This window comes from Paenibacillus aceris, assembly GCF_017874035.1.
In the GTDB taxonomy this organism is placed as follows: Bacteria; Bacillota; Bacilli; order Paenibacillales; family NBRC-103111; genus Paenibacillus_E; species Paenibacillus_E aceris.
In genome coordinates this window covers 166,562-181,892 of record NZ_JAGGKV010000001.1, presented here as the reverse complement: position 1 = coordinate 181,892, position 15,331 = coordinate 166,562, and the positions used below count along the sequence as shown (strand labels likewise).

The following is a 15,331-nucleotide window of genomic DNA, read 5'->3' as shown; positions in this document are numbered from 1 at the left end:
CTGTCAGGTATAAGCCTTTAGCGTAGCGTGTATATATAAAACATGTTGTCGGAAGCGTTTACAACTTGTCCCATTACGGAGCAAACCATCGTACTTATCCTCGGCCAAAACATGCAGGAATAGCCATCATGTCGAAGGAGGCGGTCATATGGAACTGTCCTTTACGGATGAACAGATTATGATTCGTGCTATGGTGCGGGATTTTGCGAAAAATGAAATAGAGCCTACAGCTGCTGAGCGGGATGAAGAAGAGCGATTTGATCGTGCGTTGTTCGATAAAATGGGAGAGCTCGGTCTGACGGGAATTCCGTGGCCTGACGCGTATGGGGGGATTGGTTCTGATTTTGTGACGTATGCGATCGTTGTGGAAGAGCTTTCGAAGGCATGTGCTTCGACTGGCGTTATGCTCTCCGTCCATACGTCTTTGGTTAGTTGGGCGATGTATAAGTATGGAACGGAAGCGCAGAAGCTTAAGTTTTTGCATCCATTAGCCCAAGGCAAGAAGCTGGGTGCTTACAGCTTGACGGAAAGCGGTTCTGGCTCTGATGCTGGAGCGATGAAAACAACGGCATTCAAAGACGGAGACAGTTATGTATTAAACGGCTCCAAGCTGTTTGTCACGAATGGAGGGGAAGCGGACGTTTATATTGTGTTTGCGATGACAGATGCTCAAAACAAGAAGCGCGGCTGCAGTGCGTTCATCGTTGAGAAAGGGGCATCCGGTTTTATTTTCGGGCGCAAAGAGAAAAAGCTTGGCATTCGCTCTTCCCCGACGCTCGAATTGCGATTTGAGAACTGCCGCGTGCCTGCGGAAAATCTGCTGGGAGAGGAGGGAGAAGGTTTCCGAATTGCCATGAAAAGCCTAGACGGCGGGCGAATCGGCATTGCAGCGCAGGCGCTTGGTATCGCTCAAGCGGCTTTGGATGCATCCGTTGCTTATGCCAAACAGCGCAAGCAATTTGGAAAGCCAATCGGTGAGCAGCAGGCAATTGCCTTCAAGCTTGCCGACATGGCGACGAAGATTGAAGCGGCCAGACTGCTGACCTATCAGGCAGCATGGAAGGAAAGCCAAGGCTTGCCGTATGGGAAGGAGGCCGCTATAGCGAAGCTTTTTGCCAGTGATACCGCAGTTGGCGTCAGTTTAGAAGCTGTACAAATTTTCGGAGGCTACGGCTACACGAAGGATTATCCCGTTGAACGTTATATGCGCGATGCCAAAGTGACACAAATCTATGAAGGGACGAATGAAATTCAGCGCATTGTGATATCCCGCATGCTGCTTGCCGACTAGTAGCGGTAGGAATGGAGGAAGGGAGAGCGATGAGATGAGTAACAGCTATCACCCTGGACTTGAAAATGTAATTGCTAGCGAGACGGCGATTTCCTATCTAGACGTTGAAAAGGAAGAAATCGTTGTTCGCGGGTATGACCTCATCGAACTTGCGCAAAATGCCACATATCTGGATGTTGCAGGGCTCTTGATTGAAGGAACGCTGCCTACTGAAGATGAACGAAATACGCTTGAAGAGAGAATTAAATCCGAATATGGGTTACCACGGAACATTTGTTCGATACTTCGTCTTTTGCCGGAGCAAGCCGATCTAATGGATGTTTTGCGAACGGGGATTTCAGCCTTAGCCAGCTACGATGAAGAGCTTGAAGATCGCTCGAAGGAGGCGAACACGCGAAAAGCGATTCGATTATTGGCAAAAGTACCGCAAATCGTAGCTAATGGGTATCAAGCCAAAACCAAACGTGTGTTCGTTAATCCGCGCGAAGACCTCTCGTATACAGCTAATTTTTTGTATATGATCACAGGTCGGGTGCCTACGAAGATGGAAGAGGATATTTTTGATCAATCCCTGATCGTCTACAGTGAGCATGAAATGCCGAATTCGACATTCGCGGCACGGGTCATCGCCTCTACGCAGTCTGATTTGTACGGCGCTCTCACCGGAGCAGTAGCCTCCTTAAAAGGAACGCTGCACGGCGGTGCCAATGAGGCAGTTATGGAGATGCTGCTTGCGGCAGGCTCGGAAGCGGGCCTTGAAACTTTGATGCTGAGCAAGCTCGCACAAAAGGAGCGCATTATGGGCTTTGGTCATCGGGTTTATATGAAAAAAGCCGATCCGCGCGCATTGTTGATGAAAGACGCGCTCGCCGCGCTTGCCTTAGAGAAGAATCAGCCGGAGCTCTACGCAATGTGCGTGGCCGGTGAAGAGGTCATGAAGCGGGAAAAAAGTTTGCACCCGAACCTGGATTATTATGCGGCTCCCGTTTATTACTTGCTGGGCATCCCGATTGATCTGTTCACGCCGGTATTTCTTGCTGCCCGCACGATTGGCGTCAGCAGCCATGTGATGGAACAGCACGCGAATAATCGACTTTTCCGGCCTCGCGTGCATTACACGGGACCGCGCAATTTGCATCCTTAAGTGCTGGAAAGTAATTGGCAGAAAGGACGAAATGGGCATGAGCGGAATTGAGAACTTGCCAAGTAAGGAGATGACCTTTGACCCTTTAATAGAAGAGATTGCCGATTATACGTTAAACGCCAATATTGAAAGTGAGGAAGCTTTCCTCATCGCGCAGCATGTTTTGCTGGATTCCCTTGGCACCGGCTTGCTCGCTCTGCGATTTCCGGAGTGCGCCAAGCATCTAGGCCCGATTGTACCCGGGGCGTCTTTGCCTGGCGGTGCCCGGGTGCCGGGTACTCGCTATGAGTTAGACCCTGTGCATGCCGCTTTCAATATCGGGTGTATGATCCGCTGGCTCGATTATAACGATACGTGGCTAGCAGCCGAATGGGGGCATCCTTCCGATAATTTGGGATGTATTCTGGCGCTTTCCGATTATATCAGCCGCAGTAGAGTGGCAGAGGGCAAAACGCCGCTCTATGTGAAAGATATTCTTGCGATGTCCATTAAGGCGCATGAGATTCAAGGCGTGCTGGCACTAGAGAACAGCTTAAACCGCGTAGGACTTGATCATGTACATCTTGTTAAAATCGCATCAACGGCCGTGGCGACGGCTATGTTAGGCGGAAGCAAAGAGGAGGTATGCAGCGCTTTATCCAATGCATGGATTGATGGGGCCAGCCTTAGGACTTACAGGCATGCTCCGAACACAGGCTCCCGCAAGTCTTGGGCTGCCGGTGATGCAACAAGCCGCGCGGTACGCCTGGCCTTAATGGCTGTGGGTGGCGAGATGGGCTATGCCACAGCGCTTTCGGCCAAAACATGGGGCTTCCAAGATGTTTTGTTCCGAGGAAAGGAGTTAACGTTAGGGAGGGCACTCGGTTCCTATGTCATGGAACATATTTTATTTAAAATCTCATTCCCCGCTGAATTTCATGCGCAGACTGCCGTGGAATGTGCAATGGAGCTGCATCCGTTGATACGGGACCGGATTGCCGAAATTAAGTCGATCACTCTTACAACCCATCAATCCGCGATCCGAATTATCGATAAAAAAGGACCATTGCACAATCCGGCTGATCGGGATCATTGCTTGCAGTATATGGTTGCCATCGGATTGCTGTTTGGGACACTGACGGCGGAGCATTATGAAGAATACATCGCGAAAGATTCGCGGATCGATGCATTAAGGGAGAAGATGGTCGTTGTCGAGGATGAGCAGTACAGTAAAGATTATTTGGATACGAACAAACGTTCGATCGCCAACGCCGTCCAAATCCATTTTCAGGATGGCGTCTCAACGGAGAAAATCGTCTGTGAATATCCGATCGGTCACCGCAGAAGGCGAGTGGAAGGACTCCCCAAGGTGATAGAGAAATTTGAGAACAACTTGTTAACCCGCTTCCCTCGAAAAAAAGCATCTGACATTCTGAATCTTACTCTTGATTATGAGCGCTTCATCCAGACGCCATGTCACGAGTTCATTGCGCTTTTCGTTATTTGACCACCGGTTATGATAGCTGGCAGCAGGAGGTTTCTATGGCGTGGCTGATTGAAGAAGAACCGGATCAGAGGCAGCTAGCGGCCTGTTTTCGTCAACTTGCCGAGGCGGGTCCGATTGTCAAAATTCCCGGAACGCATGACGGGATGTCGGCGCTTATTGCCAAGCAAGCACAATTTCAAGCCATTTATCTCTCTGGTGCAGCGTATACTGCTAGCAGAGGGTTACCGGATTTAGGGCTCATATACTCGAACGAAGTGGCGGAGCGTGCCCGTGAACTGGTTCGCGCAGCGCGTCTGCCGCTGTTGGTGGACATCGACACCGGTTTCGGAGGTGTACTGAATGCGGCACGAACCGCGAAGGAGATGGTAGAAGCCAAAGTTGCGGCAGTTCAGATTGAAGACCAGGAAATGCCGAAGAAATGCGGACACTTGAACGGGAAGAAGCTTGTTTCCGTGGAAGAAATGATGCAAAAAATTCAGACGATCAAATCCGTTGCCCCAACGTTATACCTGATTGCACGTACCGATGCTAAAAGTGTGGAGGGAATGGACGCAGCAATCCACCGGGCGAAGCAATATCTCGCTGCCGGAGCGGATGCTATTTTCCCGGAAGCGCTCGAGAAGGAGGAGGAATTCGAAAGATTCAGCCAAGAAGTAAGTTGTCCGCTGCTGGCGAATATGACGGAATTTGGCAAAACACCGTATTATTCGGCGCAGCAGTTTGAAAGCTGGGGATTTCGCATGGTAATTTATCCGGTGACTTCGCTGCGTGTAGCGGCCAAGGCGATAGAGAAAGTGTTTGAGGAGATTCAGCAAACAGGATCGCAGAAGGAATCTATAGGCAAGATGCAAACCCGCAGTGAGTTGTACGAAACAATTCGTTATTATGAGTATGAAAATTTGGATGAAAAAATCGCTAAAACCGTTTTGCCTGAAAGGGATTAGGCCTCACTGATATTCTAATGTCGGTGGGGTCTTTGTGCACACCAGTCATCCGAGGAAAGGAGGTGCTGCGGTGTCATCTGGCAAGCATAAAATAAGATTTGTCACCGCCTCCGCTTTATTCGACGGCCATGATGTGTCCATTACGATTATGCGGCGAATTCTTCAAGCAAGCGGAGCGGAAGTCATCCATCTTGGACATAACCGGTCGGTACAGGAAATTGTGCAAGCAGCCATTCAGGAGGATGTACAGGGCATTGCCGTATCTTCCTACCAAGGCGGGCATGTTGAATTTTTCATGTATATGATTGATTTACTGCGGGAAAAAGGTGCCTCGGGCATCAAAGTTTTTGGAGGTGGAGGCGGCGTTATCCTGCCTTCCGAGATCAAGCGGCTTCATGATTATGGCGTTACGCGCCTTTTTTCGCCAGACGATGGCAGGGAAATGGGACTTCAAGGCATGATTACCTTCATGATGAAGGAATGTGATTTCTGTACAATTACGGATGTCAAACAGGGAGGTGCGGTTGCCGAAGCTGGAAAGGATCACAGGTCGCTTGCCCGGCGCATCACAGCGGCTGAATTAGCATGTGAAACTCAGCACGACTCCAAAAATAACTTACAGGCTAAGATGTCCGCCTGTCCGGTTGTCGGGATTACAGGTACGGGAGGCGCTGGCAAAAGCTCCTTAACGGACGAAATCGTACAGCGATTCCTTCGGCAATACCCGAATAAAACGATCGCGATTCTATCGGTCGATCCGACCAAACAGCGAAGCGGGGGAGCTCTGCTTGGGGATCGAATTCGTATGAATGCTGTCCATTCTGAGCGGGTGTATATGCGCAGCATGGCAACACGGGAGTCGGGCAATGAGCTATCCGCTGCGCTAGGCCCTGCCATTCGAGTCCTGCAGGAGGCCGGTTTTGACTTGGTGCTCGTTGAAACGAGCGGGATTGGTCAGGGAGATCACCAGATTACGAAACTTGCCGATGTGTCCCTCTATGTCATGACAAGCGAATTTGGCGCCCCTTCGCAATTAGAGAAGATTGATATGCTCGATTACGCGGATTTGGTGGCAATTAATAAATTCGACCGGAGAGGCTCGGAGGATGCTCTTCGGGATGTGAAGAAGCAAGTGCAGCGAAATCACGGCAAATTCGATGAGCCTTACGAAACGATGCCGGTCTATGGCACGATGGCCAGTCAATTTAACGATATCGGCGTTGATACGCTATTCACGGCGCTTATCCATACAGTGAATAGCAAATGTGCGCTGCAATGGCCGGTGAATTGTATTTCGTCCGCAGCTCAAACGAAAACTCACGTTATCATTCCGGTTGATCGTACGCGTTATTTAGGTGAAATTGCACATACGGTGCGGTCGTATCATGCTTTTTCAGATCATGAAGCGGAGCTTGCGAGTGACTGTTACCGGCTTGATGGCGCCATCGCTGCCCTAAGGCAAGAGATGGCCTCGGATGGAAGCTTAGCTGAACTTCAAGCTATAAAGATGAACTACGAGAAGCGGATGCACAAAGATACGCTGCGAATGATCGAGCAATGGCCCGAACGTCAAAAACAATACGCTGGCAAAACGTTGATCACTCGTATCCGGGATAAGGAAATCGTTACGGAGCTCACAACGACAAGCTTGTCAGGACTGGATATCCCAAAGATCAGCTTGCCCAAATTCAAGGATGCCGGCGACATTGTACGATGGCTGTACCGAGAAAATGTGCCAGGTGAATTTCCGTATACAGCAGGCGTATTTCCTTTTAAACGAACGGCAGAGGACCCCAAACGTCAGTTCGCAGGCGAAGGGACACCGGAGCGCACGAATCTGAGATTCCATTATTTGTCCGAAAATGATCAAGCAAAACGTCTCAGCACGGCCTTCGACTCTGTCACTCTGTACGGCGAGGATCCCGATGAACGGCAGGATATTTATGGGAAAATCGGCGAAAGCGGCGTTAGTATTTGCACGTTGGACGATATGAAGAAGCTGTATGCCGGCTTCGATCTGTGCGATCCGATGACGTCCGTTTCGATGACAATTAACGGCCCTGCTCCGATCATTTTGGCCATGTACATGAATACGGCAATTGATGATCAAATGGAGCGCTTCGCACAGAAAAGCGGAAGAGAACCAACAAGCCTCGAGGCAGCTGAAATTCGCAGGAACACATTGAAATCCGTAAGGGGGACGGTGCAAGCCGATATTTTGAAGGAGGATCAGGGGCAGAACACCTGCATTTTTTCTACGGAATTTGCGCTGCGGATGATGGGTGACATTCAGCAGTATTTTATCGACCAGGAGGTGCGCAATTACTATTCGGTTTCCATATCGGGTTATCATATCGCGGAAGCCGGGGCGAACCCGATTTCGCAGCTCGCTTTTACACTGGCAAACGGGTTTACTTATGTGGAATATTATTTGTCCCGAGGGATGTCGATCGACGATTTCGCCCCGAATCTTTCCTTCTTTTTCAGCAATGGACTAGATCCTGAATATACAGTTATTGGGCGTGTAGCGCGCAGAATTTGGGCAGTGGCAATGAAATGTAAATATGGCGGAAACGAACGCAGTCAAAAGCTGAAATATCATATTCAAACCTCAGGACGTTCTCTGCATGCGCAGGAAATGGATTTCAATGACATCCGAACAACACTTCAAGCACTGATGGCGCTGCTGGACAACTGCAACTCGCTGCACACGAATTCTTATGACGAGGCGGTCACGACGCCTACGGAAGAATCGGTTCGCCGAGCGATGGCGATTCAGTTAATCATTACGAAGGAGCTTGGTTTTGTCAAAAATGAAAACATGCTTCAAGGCTCTTTCCTTATCGAGGAATTGACGGACTTGGTTGAGGAGGCGGTACTGCAAGAACTTGAACGCATTAGCGATCGGGGCGGTGTGCTCGGTGCTATGGAATCGCAGTATCAGAGGGGTAAGATTCAGAATGAATCGATGCTGTACGAAATGAAAAAACATCAAGGCGACTTGCCGATCATTGGTGTCAATACGTTCCTGAATCCTCATCCGCCTGAGGGGGATATGAATATTCCGCTGGCACGTGCTTCGACGTCAGAAAAAGACCAACAAATTAGTCATCTCCGGGAATTCCTTGTACGTAATCAATCGGATGCGCCAGCAGCTTTAGCGAAGCTTCAAACGGAAGCACTCGCGGGCGGCAACATTTTTGCTGAGTTGATGGAAACGGTCAAAGTTGCAAGTCTAGGACAAATTACACACGCGCTGTATCAGGTCGGCGGGCAGTATCGCAGAAACATGTAAAAGGGAAGAGGAGGAATGGCGATGTCTTCTCAGCACAATCTCAAGCATCAACAGCTAGGCTTAACGGACGACGACGTGCTGAAGATGTATACCTACATGCTGAAAGCGAGAAAATTTGATGAACGCGCAACATTGCTGCAGAGGTCAGGTAAGACCGCGTTTCACATCTCCAGTATCGGCCAAGAAGCGGCTCAGGTGGCGGCTGCGTTTGCTTTAGATAAGCAGCAGGACTATTTTCTTCCCTATTATAGAGACTATGCCTTTGTTCTAACAATTGGCATGACGGTTCAGGAGCTGCTGCTGGCTGCGCTGTTTAAAGCGGAGGATATTAACGGAGGCAGGCAAATGCCGGGGCACTTCGGGTATAAAAAGCTCCATATCGTATCCGGGTCAAGTCCTGTTGCCACGCAGGTTCTGCATGCCGTTGGCATCGCACTGACCGCTTTGATGAGGAAGGAGGAGCATGTCGCATTCGTGACCTTCGGCGAAGGCTCAAGCAATCAAGGCGATGTGCACGAAGCATTCAATTTCGCCGGTGTATTCAAGCTCCCCGTGATCTTCCTGTGTGAAAACAATCAATATGCGATTTCCATTCCTGCTCATCGGCAGGTAGCCGGACGTGTCGTTGATCGTGCCGCAGGGTACGGCTTCCCGGGTCAACGTGTAGACGGCAATGATGCGCTTGACGTGTATCGAGCAGTCAAAGAAGCGAGAGAGCGCGCTGTTCGCGGATATGGACCGACATTGATTGAAGCCATGATGTATCGAATCCCTCCTCACTCCACGGCCGATGACGATATGCTGTATAGGACGAAGGAAGAAGTGGAGTACCATAAGGAACAGGATGGCGTCTTGCGGTTTCGGCGTTATTTGATGGAATGCGATGTGCTCAGTGATGAGCTGGATCGCGCACTTCACGAGAATATTGCGAAAGAAGTGAATGATGCTACAAAATATGCTGAAAAATCGCCATATCCGGCACCGGAGGACGTGCTGCTGCATGTGTACGGGGAAGATGGGGGTGATCTTTGATATGCCAATCATAACCTACTTGGAAGCGATTCGTTCGGCAATGGTGGAGGAAATGGAGCGGGATGACTGCGTATTTGTGCTTGGCGAAGATATCGGAAAAGGCGGTGTGCTGAACGCAACAAAGGGCATGCGAGACAAGTTCGGCGAGCTGCGGGTGCTCGATACACCGCTATCCGAGTCGGCCATCGTAGGGGCTGCGATTGGAGCGGCCATGGTCGGCATGAGACCAATCGCGGAGATTCAATTCGCCGATTTCATTTTTCCGGCGACTAATCAAATTATAAGCGAAGCTGCAAAAATCCGTTATCGCTCCAATAACGACTGGCATTGCCCAATCGTCATTCGCGCACCTTACGGCGCAACGGGCGGCGGCGGATTGTATCATTCGCAGTGCCCCGAATCGGTGTTTTTTGGCACGCCGGGGCTTAAAATTGTAGCGCCGTCTACGGCCTACGACGCGAAGGGACTTTTGAAAGCAGCGATTAGAGACGATGATCCGGTTCTCTTTTTCGAGCATAAGAAATGTTATCTTTCTGTTTCGGATGAAGTACCTGCGGAAGATTATTGTGTACCGATCGGCAAGGCGGTTACACGGCGCGAGGGTACGGATATTACAGTCATAGCCTATGGGCTGTCTGTTCACTATGCCTTGAAAGCGGCGGCTGAACTGGACTTAGAAGGTGTCAGCACACATCTGCTTGATCTGCGGACGCTTCATCCGCTTGATAAGCCGGCTATTTTTGAGGCGGCAGCAAAAACCGGCAAAATCTTAATCGTCCACGAGGATAATAAGACAGGGGGTATCGGGGCGGAGATTTCGGCAATGCTGGCGGAACAACTGCTGTATGAATTGGATGCCCCTATTATGCGATGCTGTCCTCCGGATATTCCCGCTGTAGGCATGGCTCCGACGTTAGAGAAGTATTACTTGCCAAATGTGGATACAGTGAAAGAAGCGATGCGCCAGTTAGCGGAAATGTAAAGGAGGCGGCATGCTCACTTTTGAGACGATAACTAAGTGAAACATTATTTGGAAAAATATAATCAAGATACTGTGATTTACTGAGGCTACTCACCTTTGGAGGGCTAATTTATGAAGGAAAGTGTCATTGTCGGAGGTGCACGCACACCTTTTGGTAAATTTGGAGGCGCATTGAAGGATGTCCCCGCTGTTGCACTTGGCGGGAGCGCTATTCGGGAGGCGATTCAGCGTTCTTCGTTAGAACCATCGATCATTGAAGAAGTGATCATGGGCATGGTTCTGCAAGGAGGAGCAGGACAAAATCCCGCGCGTCAGGCCGCACGTTGGGCAGGGCTTGATTGGAGCGTGACTGCTGAAACGATCAATAAAGTGTGCGCATCGGGACTCCGGAGCGTGACACTTGCCGATCAAATGATCCGGTCCGGCGATGCAGAAGCGATTGTTGCCGGGGGGATGGAGAGTATGAGCAGCGCCCCCTTTTTACTGCCAAGCACCCGCTGGGGAGCGCGTATGGGGAATCAGACGACCATTGACTTGATGATTCATGACGGGCTGACGTGTCCATTTGACCATGTGCAAATGTTCGTGCACGGCAGTCAAGTAGCCGAGGAGTTCGGCATAAGCCGCCAGGGGCAGGATGAATGGGCACTACGCAGTCATGCATTAGCCATTGAGGCGAGGAATAAGAGCAATCGGGCGGAGGAAATTGTGCCCATTCAGGTGCAAACCAAAAATGGGATCGTGAGCGTGGATCAAGACGAAGGTCCGCGTGCGGACACGAACTTAGAAAAGCTCGCCGCATTACCCGCGCTTGTGAAGGGCGGAACGATTACGGCAGGTAATGCTCCCAGTGTCAACGATGGTGCGGCGGCGATGGTGGTCATGTCCAAGGAGAAAGCGTTGGCCCAAGGCATTAGTCCACTTGCAACGATTGTGGGGCATGCGAACGTAGGGGAAAGAGCGCCGTACATTGCGATAACGCCTGCGTTGGCTATTCAAAAGCTACTGCGTCAAACGGGTTTGAAACTGGAGCAAATCAACAGGTTTGAAGTAAATGAAGCGTTCGCCGCAGTCTTGCTGACCAGTGGAAACTTGCTCGGTTGGAATTCGGAGCTCGTCAACGTGGGAGGCGGAGCCATAGCGCTCGGGCATCCCATCGGAGCAAGCGGTGCCCGGATTATGCTCACGTTAATCCATGAGCTGCGCAGAAGCGGCGGTGGCTATGGCATAGCCGCTATTTGCAGCGGGGCTGCGCAAGGCGATGCGATTCTCATTCGGGTGGACTAAGGTCGAGGGGAGCGAGACTATGAACATACAAACCATCATGGTCGTTGGCGCAGGACAAATGGGGAGCGGGATCGCTCAGGTGGCAGCGGTATCAGGCCTGCGTGTGCTGCTGCACGATACTTCCCCGGAATTTCTGAACAGAGGCATGCTGGCGATCAACAAACAGCTAAACAGAAGTGTCGAGAAAGGAAAGCTTACGCTCGAAGGAATGGATGAGATTTATAGCCGCATACAGCCAGCTGAGTCGGTAGAACAGGCGGAGCAGGCAGATTTAGTCATCGAAGCCATTTCGGAAAACATGGCGCTCAAAGTTTTGTTGTTTCACAGACTGGACGGGATATGCCCGCCTCATACGATTATGGCCACGAACACGTCATCACTGCCCATTTCTGAAATTGCAGCTGTGACGGGCAGGCCCGCTCAAATTATCGGAATGCACTTTATGAATCCGGTGCCGGTCATGCCTTTGGTTGAAGTGATCAGGGGGCTGGAAACGTCTCAAGAAGTGTTTGAGGTTGTGTGCGGGCTGAGTGAGCGGCTGGGGAAGACACCGGTTGAAGTGAATGATTTTCCGGGGTTTGTCTCCAATCGTATCCTGATGCCGATGATTAACGAAGCCATTTTTACCGTATACGAAGGCGTAGCATCGGTTGAATCTGTGGATAAAGTCATGAAGCTAGGCATGAATCATCCGATGGGACCGCTCGAATTAGCGGATTTTATTGGATTAGATACGTGTCTTTCGATTATGGAGATTTTATTTGATGGCTTTAAAGACTCGAAGTACCGGCCGTGTCCGCTGCTGCGCAAGTATGTGAAAGCCGGTCGATTGGGGCGCAAATCGGGGCAAGGATTTTACACTTACTAAATTTGAGGGAACATGATGACCATGAGAGGGAACTAAGGGCCGCTATTATGCCGTTTGTAGCTGAAATGTGAAGTTTGGGCAGATATGACCCTGTAGTTCCTCTTTGTTGTGGAGATTGTGGTTCTAAGTTAATTTATATTTGGAAAGTGGTTTACAGGGGAACATACGTTTGTTATTATATGGATATAAATTCCAAACTGGTGGGATGGAGTGAAATGGGACGAGTTGGCTTTTGAGAGCATGGATGAGGTGACTTAAATCCTTGGAATTGGATGAATTGAGAATAAACAAGTCTGTTTGTTTCTGGGAAAGGAAAATGATGAATAACTATGAGATTAGTGAAGTAAAGGTTCTTAACACGGAACATCTTTCCGATCTATTATGGGAGAGCACTTCGGAGGGCTTTAGACATATTCAAAGATTCGTACACGAATATAATACTGGCATCAATGTGTTCAATCTAGAGGGTGAAGCGTTATTTGAGTGCCGTATGCATCATAGGATTATTGGAATATGCGGTCTAAATCAAGATCCAAATATTGGAGAAGGCACTGGCAGAGTCAGGAGACTTTATATTTTGCCGGAATTCAGAAGATATGGTGTAGGAAGAGAAATGATAAATGCAGTAATTAAAAGGGCTGGCCAGTCTTTTGAAAAGCTTGTTTTGTACACGGATAATCCTGTTGCAAGTAGATTCTATGTAACATTAGGGTTTGAAGAAGTTAAGAACGATGATAAAGTAACTCATTGCTTAGTTCTAAAATAGTTGGAAAGAAACAAGATAGTTTGTATGACATGATAAGGGGGTCACTATGGGTAAAAGTGCCCGTCGATGAGCTTTTGGCAGTATGACTCCATATCTATGTAAGGGAGGGTATTTGTGGTATACCCCCGCAGAATGGTCTTGCAGTGCGAACAAGTATACAGATGCAGTTAGTCATAATCATTTTAAATAAAACACGCTACTAGGGGCATCGTCTAAAAAACAGCGAGAAGGAGCGAGTCATGTTAAAGAGATTGGAAGAACTGTTCGGTGTGGACTTGGGCACCTGCAATACACTGATTTATCAGCAAAAAAAGGGGATTGTACTGCAAGAACCATCAGTTGTTGCCATTCAAACGGATACAGGGGAAATCAAAGCGATTGGTCAAGAAGCCTATGACATGATTGGGAGAACACCTGCTAATGTTGAGGTCATCTATCCGTTAAAGGATGGCGTTATTGCTAATTTTGATATGACCTTAGCGATGCTTAAATATTTTATTGGCAAAATTAGAAAAGGCTATAATTGGTTTCGCAGCTTTCATGTTTTGATTTCAGTGCCGTGCGGTATCACCAATGTTCAGAAGCGGGCCGTTGAAGAAATGATCGTTCATAAAGGTGCAAGACGGTCAACTACTGTGGAAGAACCGTTAGCAGCAGCTATGGGCGCCGGGCTTCCCGTCGAAGAGCCGATAGGCAGCATGGTTCTTGATATCGGCGGCGGTACGAGCCAAGTAGCCATTATTTCTCTTGGCGGTATTGTTGTTAGCGAGGCCATTCGACGTGGCGGCATGTCGATCGATCAGGACATCATTGAATATGTGAAACGAACGTACAATATGGTTATTGGCGAAAGAACGGCTGAGGAGATCAAGAAGAATGTAGCAACCGTCGTGAAGCCTGTGAAGGAAATCACGATGAACATTCGAGGGCGTGATTTAATGGAAGGATTGCCGCGAAGCATTTCCATTTCTTCAACGGAGATTTATGAAATTTTCGATGATTTTATGATCTCGATCGTCGAGTGTATTCGGCTCGCAATGGAGAAATGTCCTCCTGAACTGGCTGGCGATGTAATGGAACAGGGAATTCTGTTATGTGGTGGCGGCGCCTTGCTTGAAGGGTTGGACAAGCGTCTTCAACAAGAATTAGGCGTTCCTGTTTTTCTTGCTGAACAACCGATGGCATGTATTGCCCAAGGGACAGGGAAAATGCTAAACTTCAATGGGGCGATAATTGAACGATCTGCCAAATTGATGACAGAGTCTACCAAGTTGATGACAGAGAATCAAGAGAGCGTCCAATAAAGGAGGCTTTTCCGTTGAAGTTTAGAGCTGTATCCGAACAAACGAAGATGAATTATATGCTTTGGAGTATCAAAAAGGAAATTATCAAAGAGAATATGTATTTGAACTCACTCCCCTATGATCCAACACCTATCATGGAGACGGTCAAAACGCATATCGATGCATGGGATCCTGTCAAACTGCTGGCGCTGGGTTGCCCGGATGATGAGTATGAAGGCGAAACGCGTACGATAACGATTTATTTGACTAAACATCTACAGGATTTGGAGTCACTTGGACTTAGTAAGAAGATCGATCAATTGTTTCGTGCATCTTTCGGTGAAGAGTATGATGATCAGGATGGCTCAATGACAGTCGCAGCCGCAATCCTGGATTCACTCCGTTCGAATCACATTGTCGGTTAATTGATTTAGCAAGTTAGACACCATGTTTGGTGTCTTTTTTGTATACGGTGAAACCTGTAACGGTTGCAATAACCTGTTTTTTGTAAGAGAATAGAGCGAAGGTAAAGAGAAATGGGGTGTCATGGTGAGCGAAATGCTTAATAAATACTGTGCTAAATTGTTCGGTAAAACCGGTTTTATTGTTGAAATCGGGGTCATCAAAAAAGTAACGAATCGGACTATTCATGTCGATTGGGGACCCAAAACGTGGATCTATCAAAACAAAGATTTCAAATGGATGCCGCTGGATAAGGAAGAATTTGAAAAGATATATAAAAAGCCTAAGTTCTCGGAAGGCGCACTAAACCGTGCAGCAGAATTAGGTTTGAAAATTACGTACAACTAAGCTTCAGCTATAAGTTTAATTCGCTGTCTGTTGGGTAAATCTTAAATGACTTGAGTTCCTATGGGAATCTTCAAGTCATTTTTTTGTTAGTGTTCGGTGCCTGAGAGGACGAAAAAGGCCGTCTCCGTCGGGAGGACGGAGCG

Annotated in this window: 13 protein-coding genes; all 13 read left to right on the top strand. The window is 48.7% G+C overall.

The window, feature by feature from the left end; all coding sequences use genetic code 11:
* The first annotated feature begins 148 nt into the window (after positions 1–148).
* The 13 genes from J2Z65_RS00795 to J2Z65_RS00735 all read left to right on the top strand — a co-directional run bounded on the left by J2Z65_RS00795 (position 149) and on the right by J2Z65_RS00735 (position 15,188).
* Entirely contained in the window at positions 149–1,291 is a 1,143-nt protein-coding gene (locus J2Z65_RS00795; RefSeq protein ID WP_167056495.1) for an acyl-CoA dehydrogenase, read from the top strand.
* A gap of 34 nt (positions 1,292–1,325) precedes the next feature.
* Entirely contained in the window at positions 1,326–2,435 is a 1,110-nt protein-coding gene (gene mmgD / locus J2Z65_RS00790; protein ID WP_167056498.1) for a citrate synthase, read from the top strand.
* Positions 2,436–2,472: 37 nt separating this feature from the next.
* Positions 2,473–3,921, top strand: coding sequence for a bifunctional 2-methylcitrate dehydratase/aconitate hydratase (locus tag J2Z65_RS00785; protein WP_420850785.1), 1,449 nt, complete (start codon positions 2,473–2,475; stop codon positions 3,919–3,921).
* A 35-nt stretch (positions 3,922–3,956) separates the two neighbouring features.
* Positions 3,957–4,865 carry a methylisocitrate lyase gene (gene prpB, locus J2Z65_RS00780; protein WP_167056504.1) on the top strand — a complete coding sequence of 303 codons (909 nt, stop codon included), beginning with the start codon at positions 3,957–3,959 and terminating at the stop codon, positions 4,863–4,865.
* Positions 4,866–4,935: 70 nt separating this feature from the next.
* On the top strand, positions 4,936–8,160 hold the full coding sequence (gene icmF / locus J2Z65_RS00775) for a fused isobutyryl-CoA mutase/GTPase IcmF (protein ID WP_338111649.1): 3,225 nt from the start codon (positions 4,936–4,938) through the stop codon (positions 8,158–8,160).
* A 21-nt stretch (positions 8,161–8,181) separates the two neighbouring features.
* A complete protein-coding gene (locus J2Z65_RS00770; protein WP_167056507.1) occupies positions 8,182–9,192 on the top strand; it encodes a thiamine pyrophosphate-dependent dehydrogenase E1 component subunit alpha in 1,011 nt (336 codons plus the stop codon).
* A gap of 1 nt (position 9,193) precedes the next feature.
* A complete protein-coding gene (locus tag J2Z65_RS00765; RefSeq protein WP_167056510.1) occupies positions 9,194–10,174 on the top strand; it encodes an alpha-ketoacid dehydrogenase subunit beta in 981 nt (326 codons plus the stop codon).
* Between the two features lie 111 nt (positions 10,175–10,285).
* Positions 10,286–11,461: an acetyl-CoA C-acetyltransferase gene (locus J2Z65_RS00760; RefSeq protein ID WP_167056513.1), complete on the top strand. Its 1,176-nt coding sequence runs from the start codon at positions 10,286–10,288 to the stop codon at positions 11,459–11,461.
* 19 nt (positions 11,462–11,480) lie between these two features.
* The gene (locus tag J2Z65_RS00755; RefSeq protein ID WP_167056515.1) at positions 11,481–12,329 is read left to right on the top strand and encodes a 3-hydroxybutyryl-CoA dehydrogenase; all 849 of its coding nucleotides are present in this window, start codon (positions 11,481–11,483) and stop codon (positions 12,327–12,329) included.
* A gap of 262 nt (positions 12,330–12,591) precedes the next feature.
* Positions 12,592–13,095 carry a GNAT family N-acetyltransferase gene (locus J2Z65_RS00750; RefSeq protein WP_240159631.1) on the top strand — a complete coding sequence of 168 codons (504 nt, stop codon included), beginning with the start codon at positions 12,592–12,594 and terminating at the stop codon, positions 13,093–13,095.
* Between the two features lie 239 nt (positions 13,096–13,334).
* Positions 13,335–14,399 carry a rod shape-determining protein gene (mreB, locus tag J2Z65_RS00745; protein ID WP_167056518.1) on the top strand — a complete coding sequence of 355 codons (1,065 nt, stop codon included), beginning with the start codon at positions 13,335–13,337 and terminating at the stop codon, positions 14,397–14,399.
* Between the two features lie 14 nt (positions 14,400–14,413).
* A complete protein-coding gene (locus J2Z65_RS00740; protein WP_167056519.1) occupies positions 14,414–14,803 on the top strand; it encodes a hypothetical protein in 390 nt (129 codons plus the stop codon).
* 121 nt (positions 14,804–14,924) lie between these two features.
* On the top strand, positions 14,925–15,188 hold the full coding sequence (locus tag J2Z65_RS00735) for a hypothetical protein (protein ID WP_167056522.1): 264 nt from the start codon (positions 14,925–14,927) through the stop codon (positions 15,186–15,188).
* Positions 15,189–15,331: the final 143 nt, after the last annotated feature.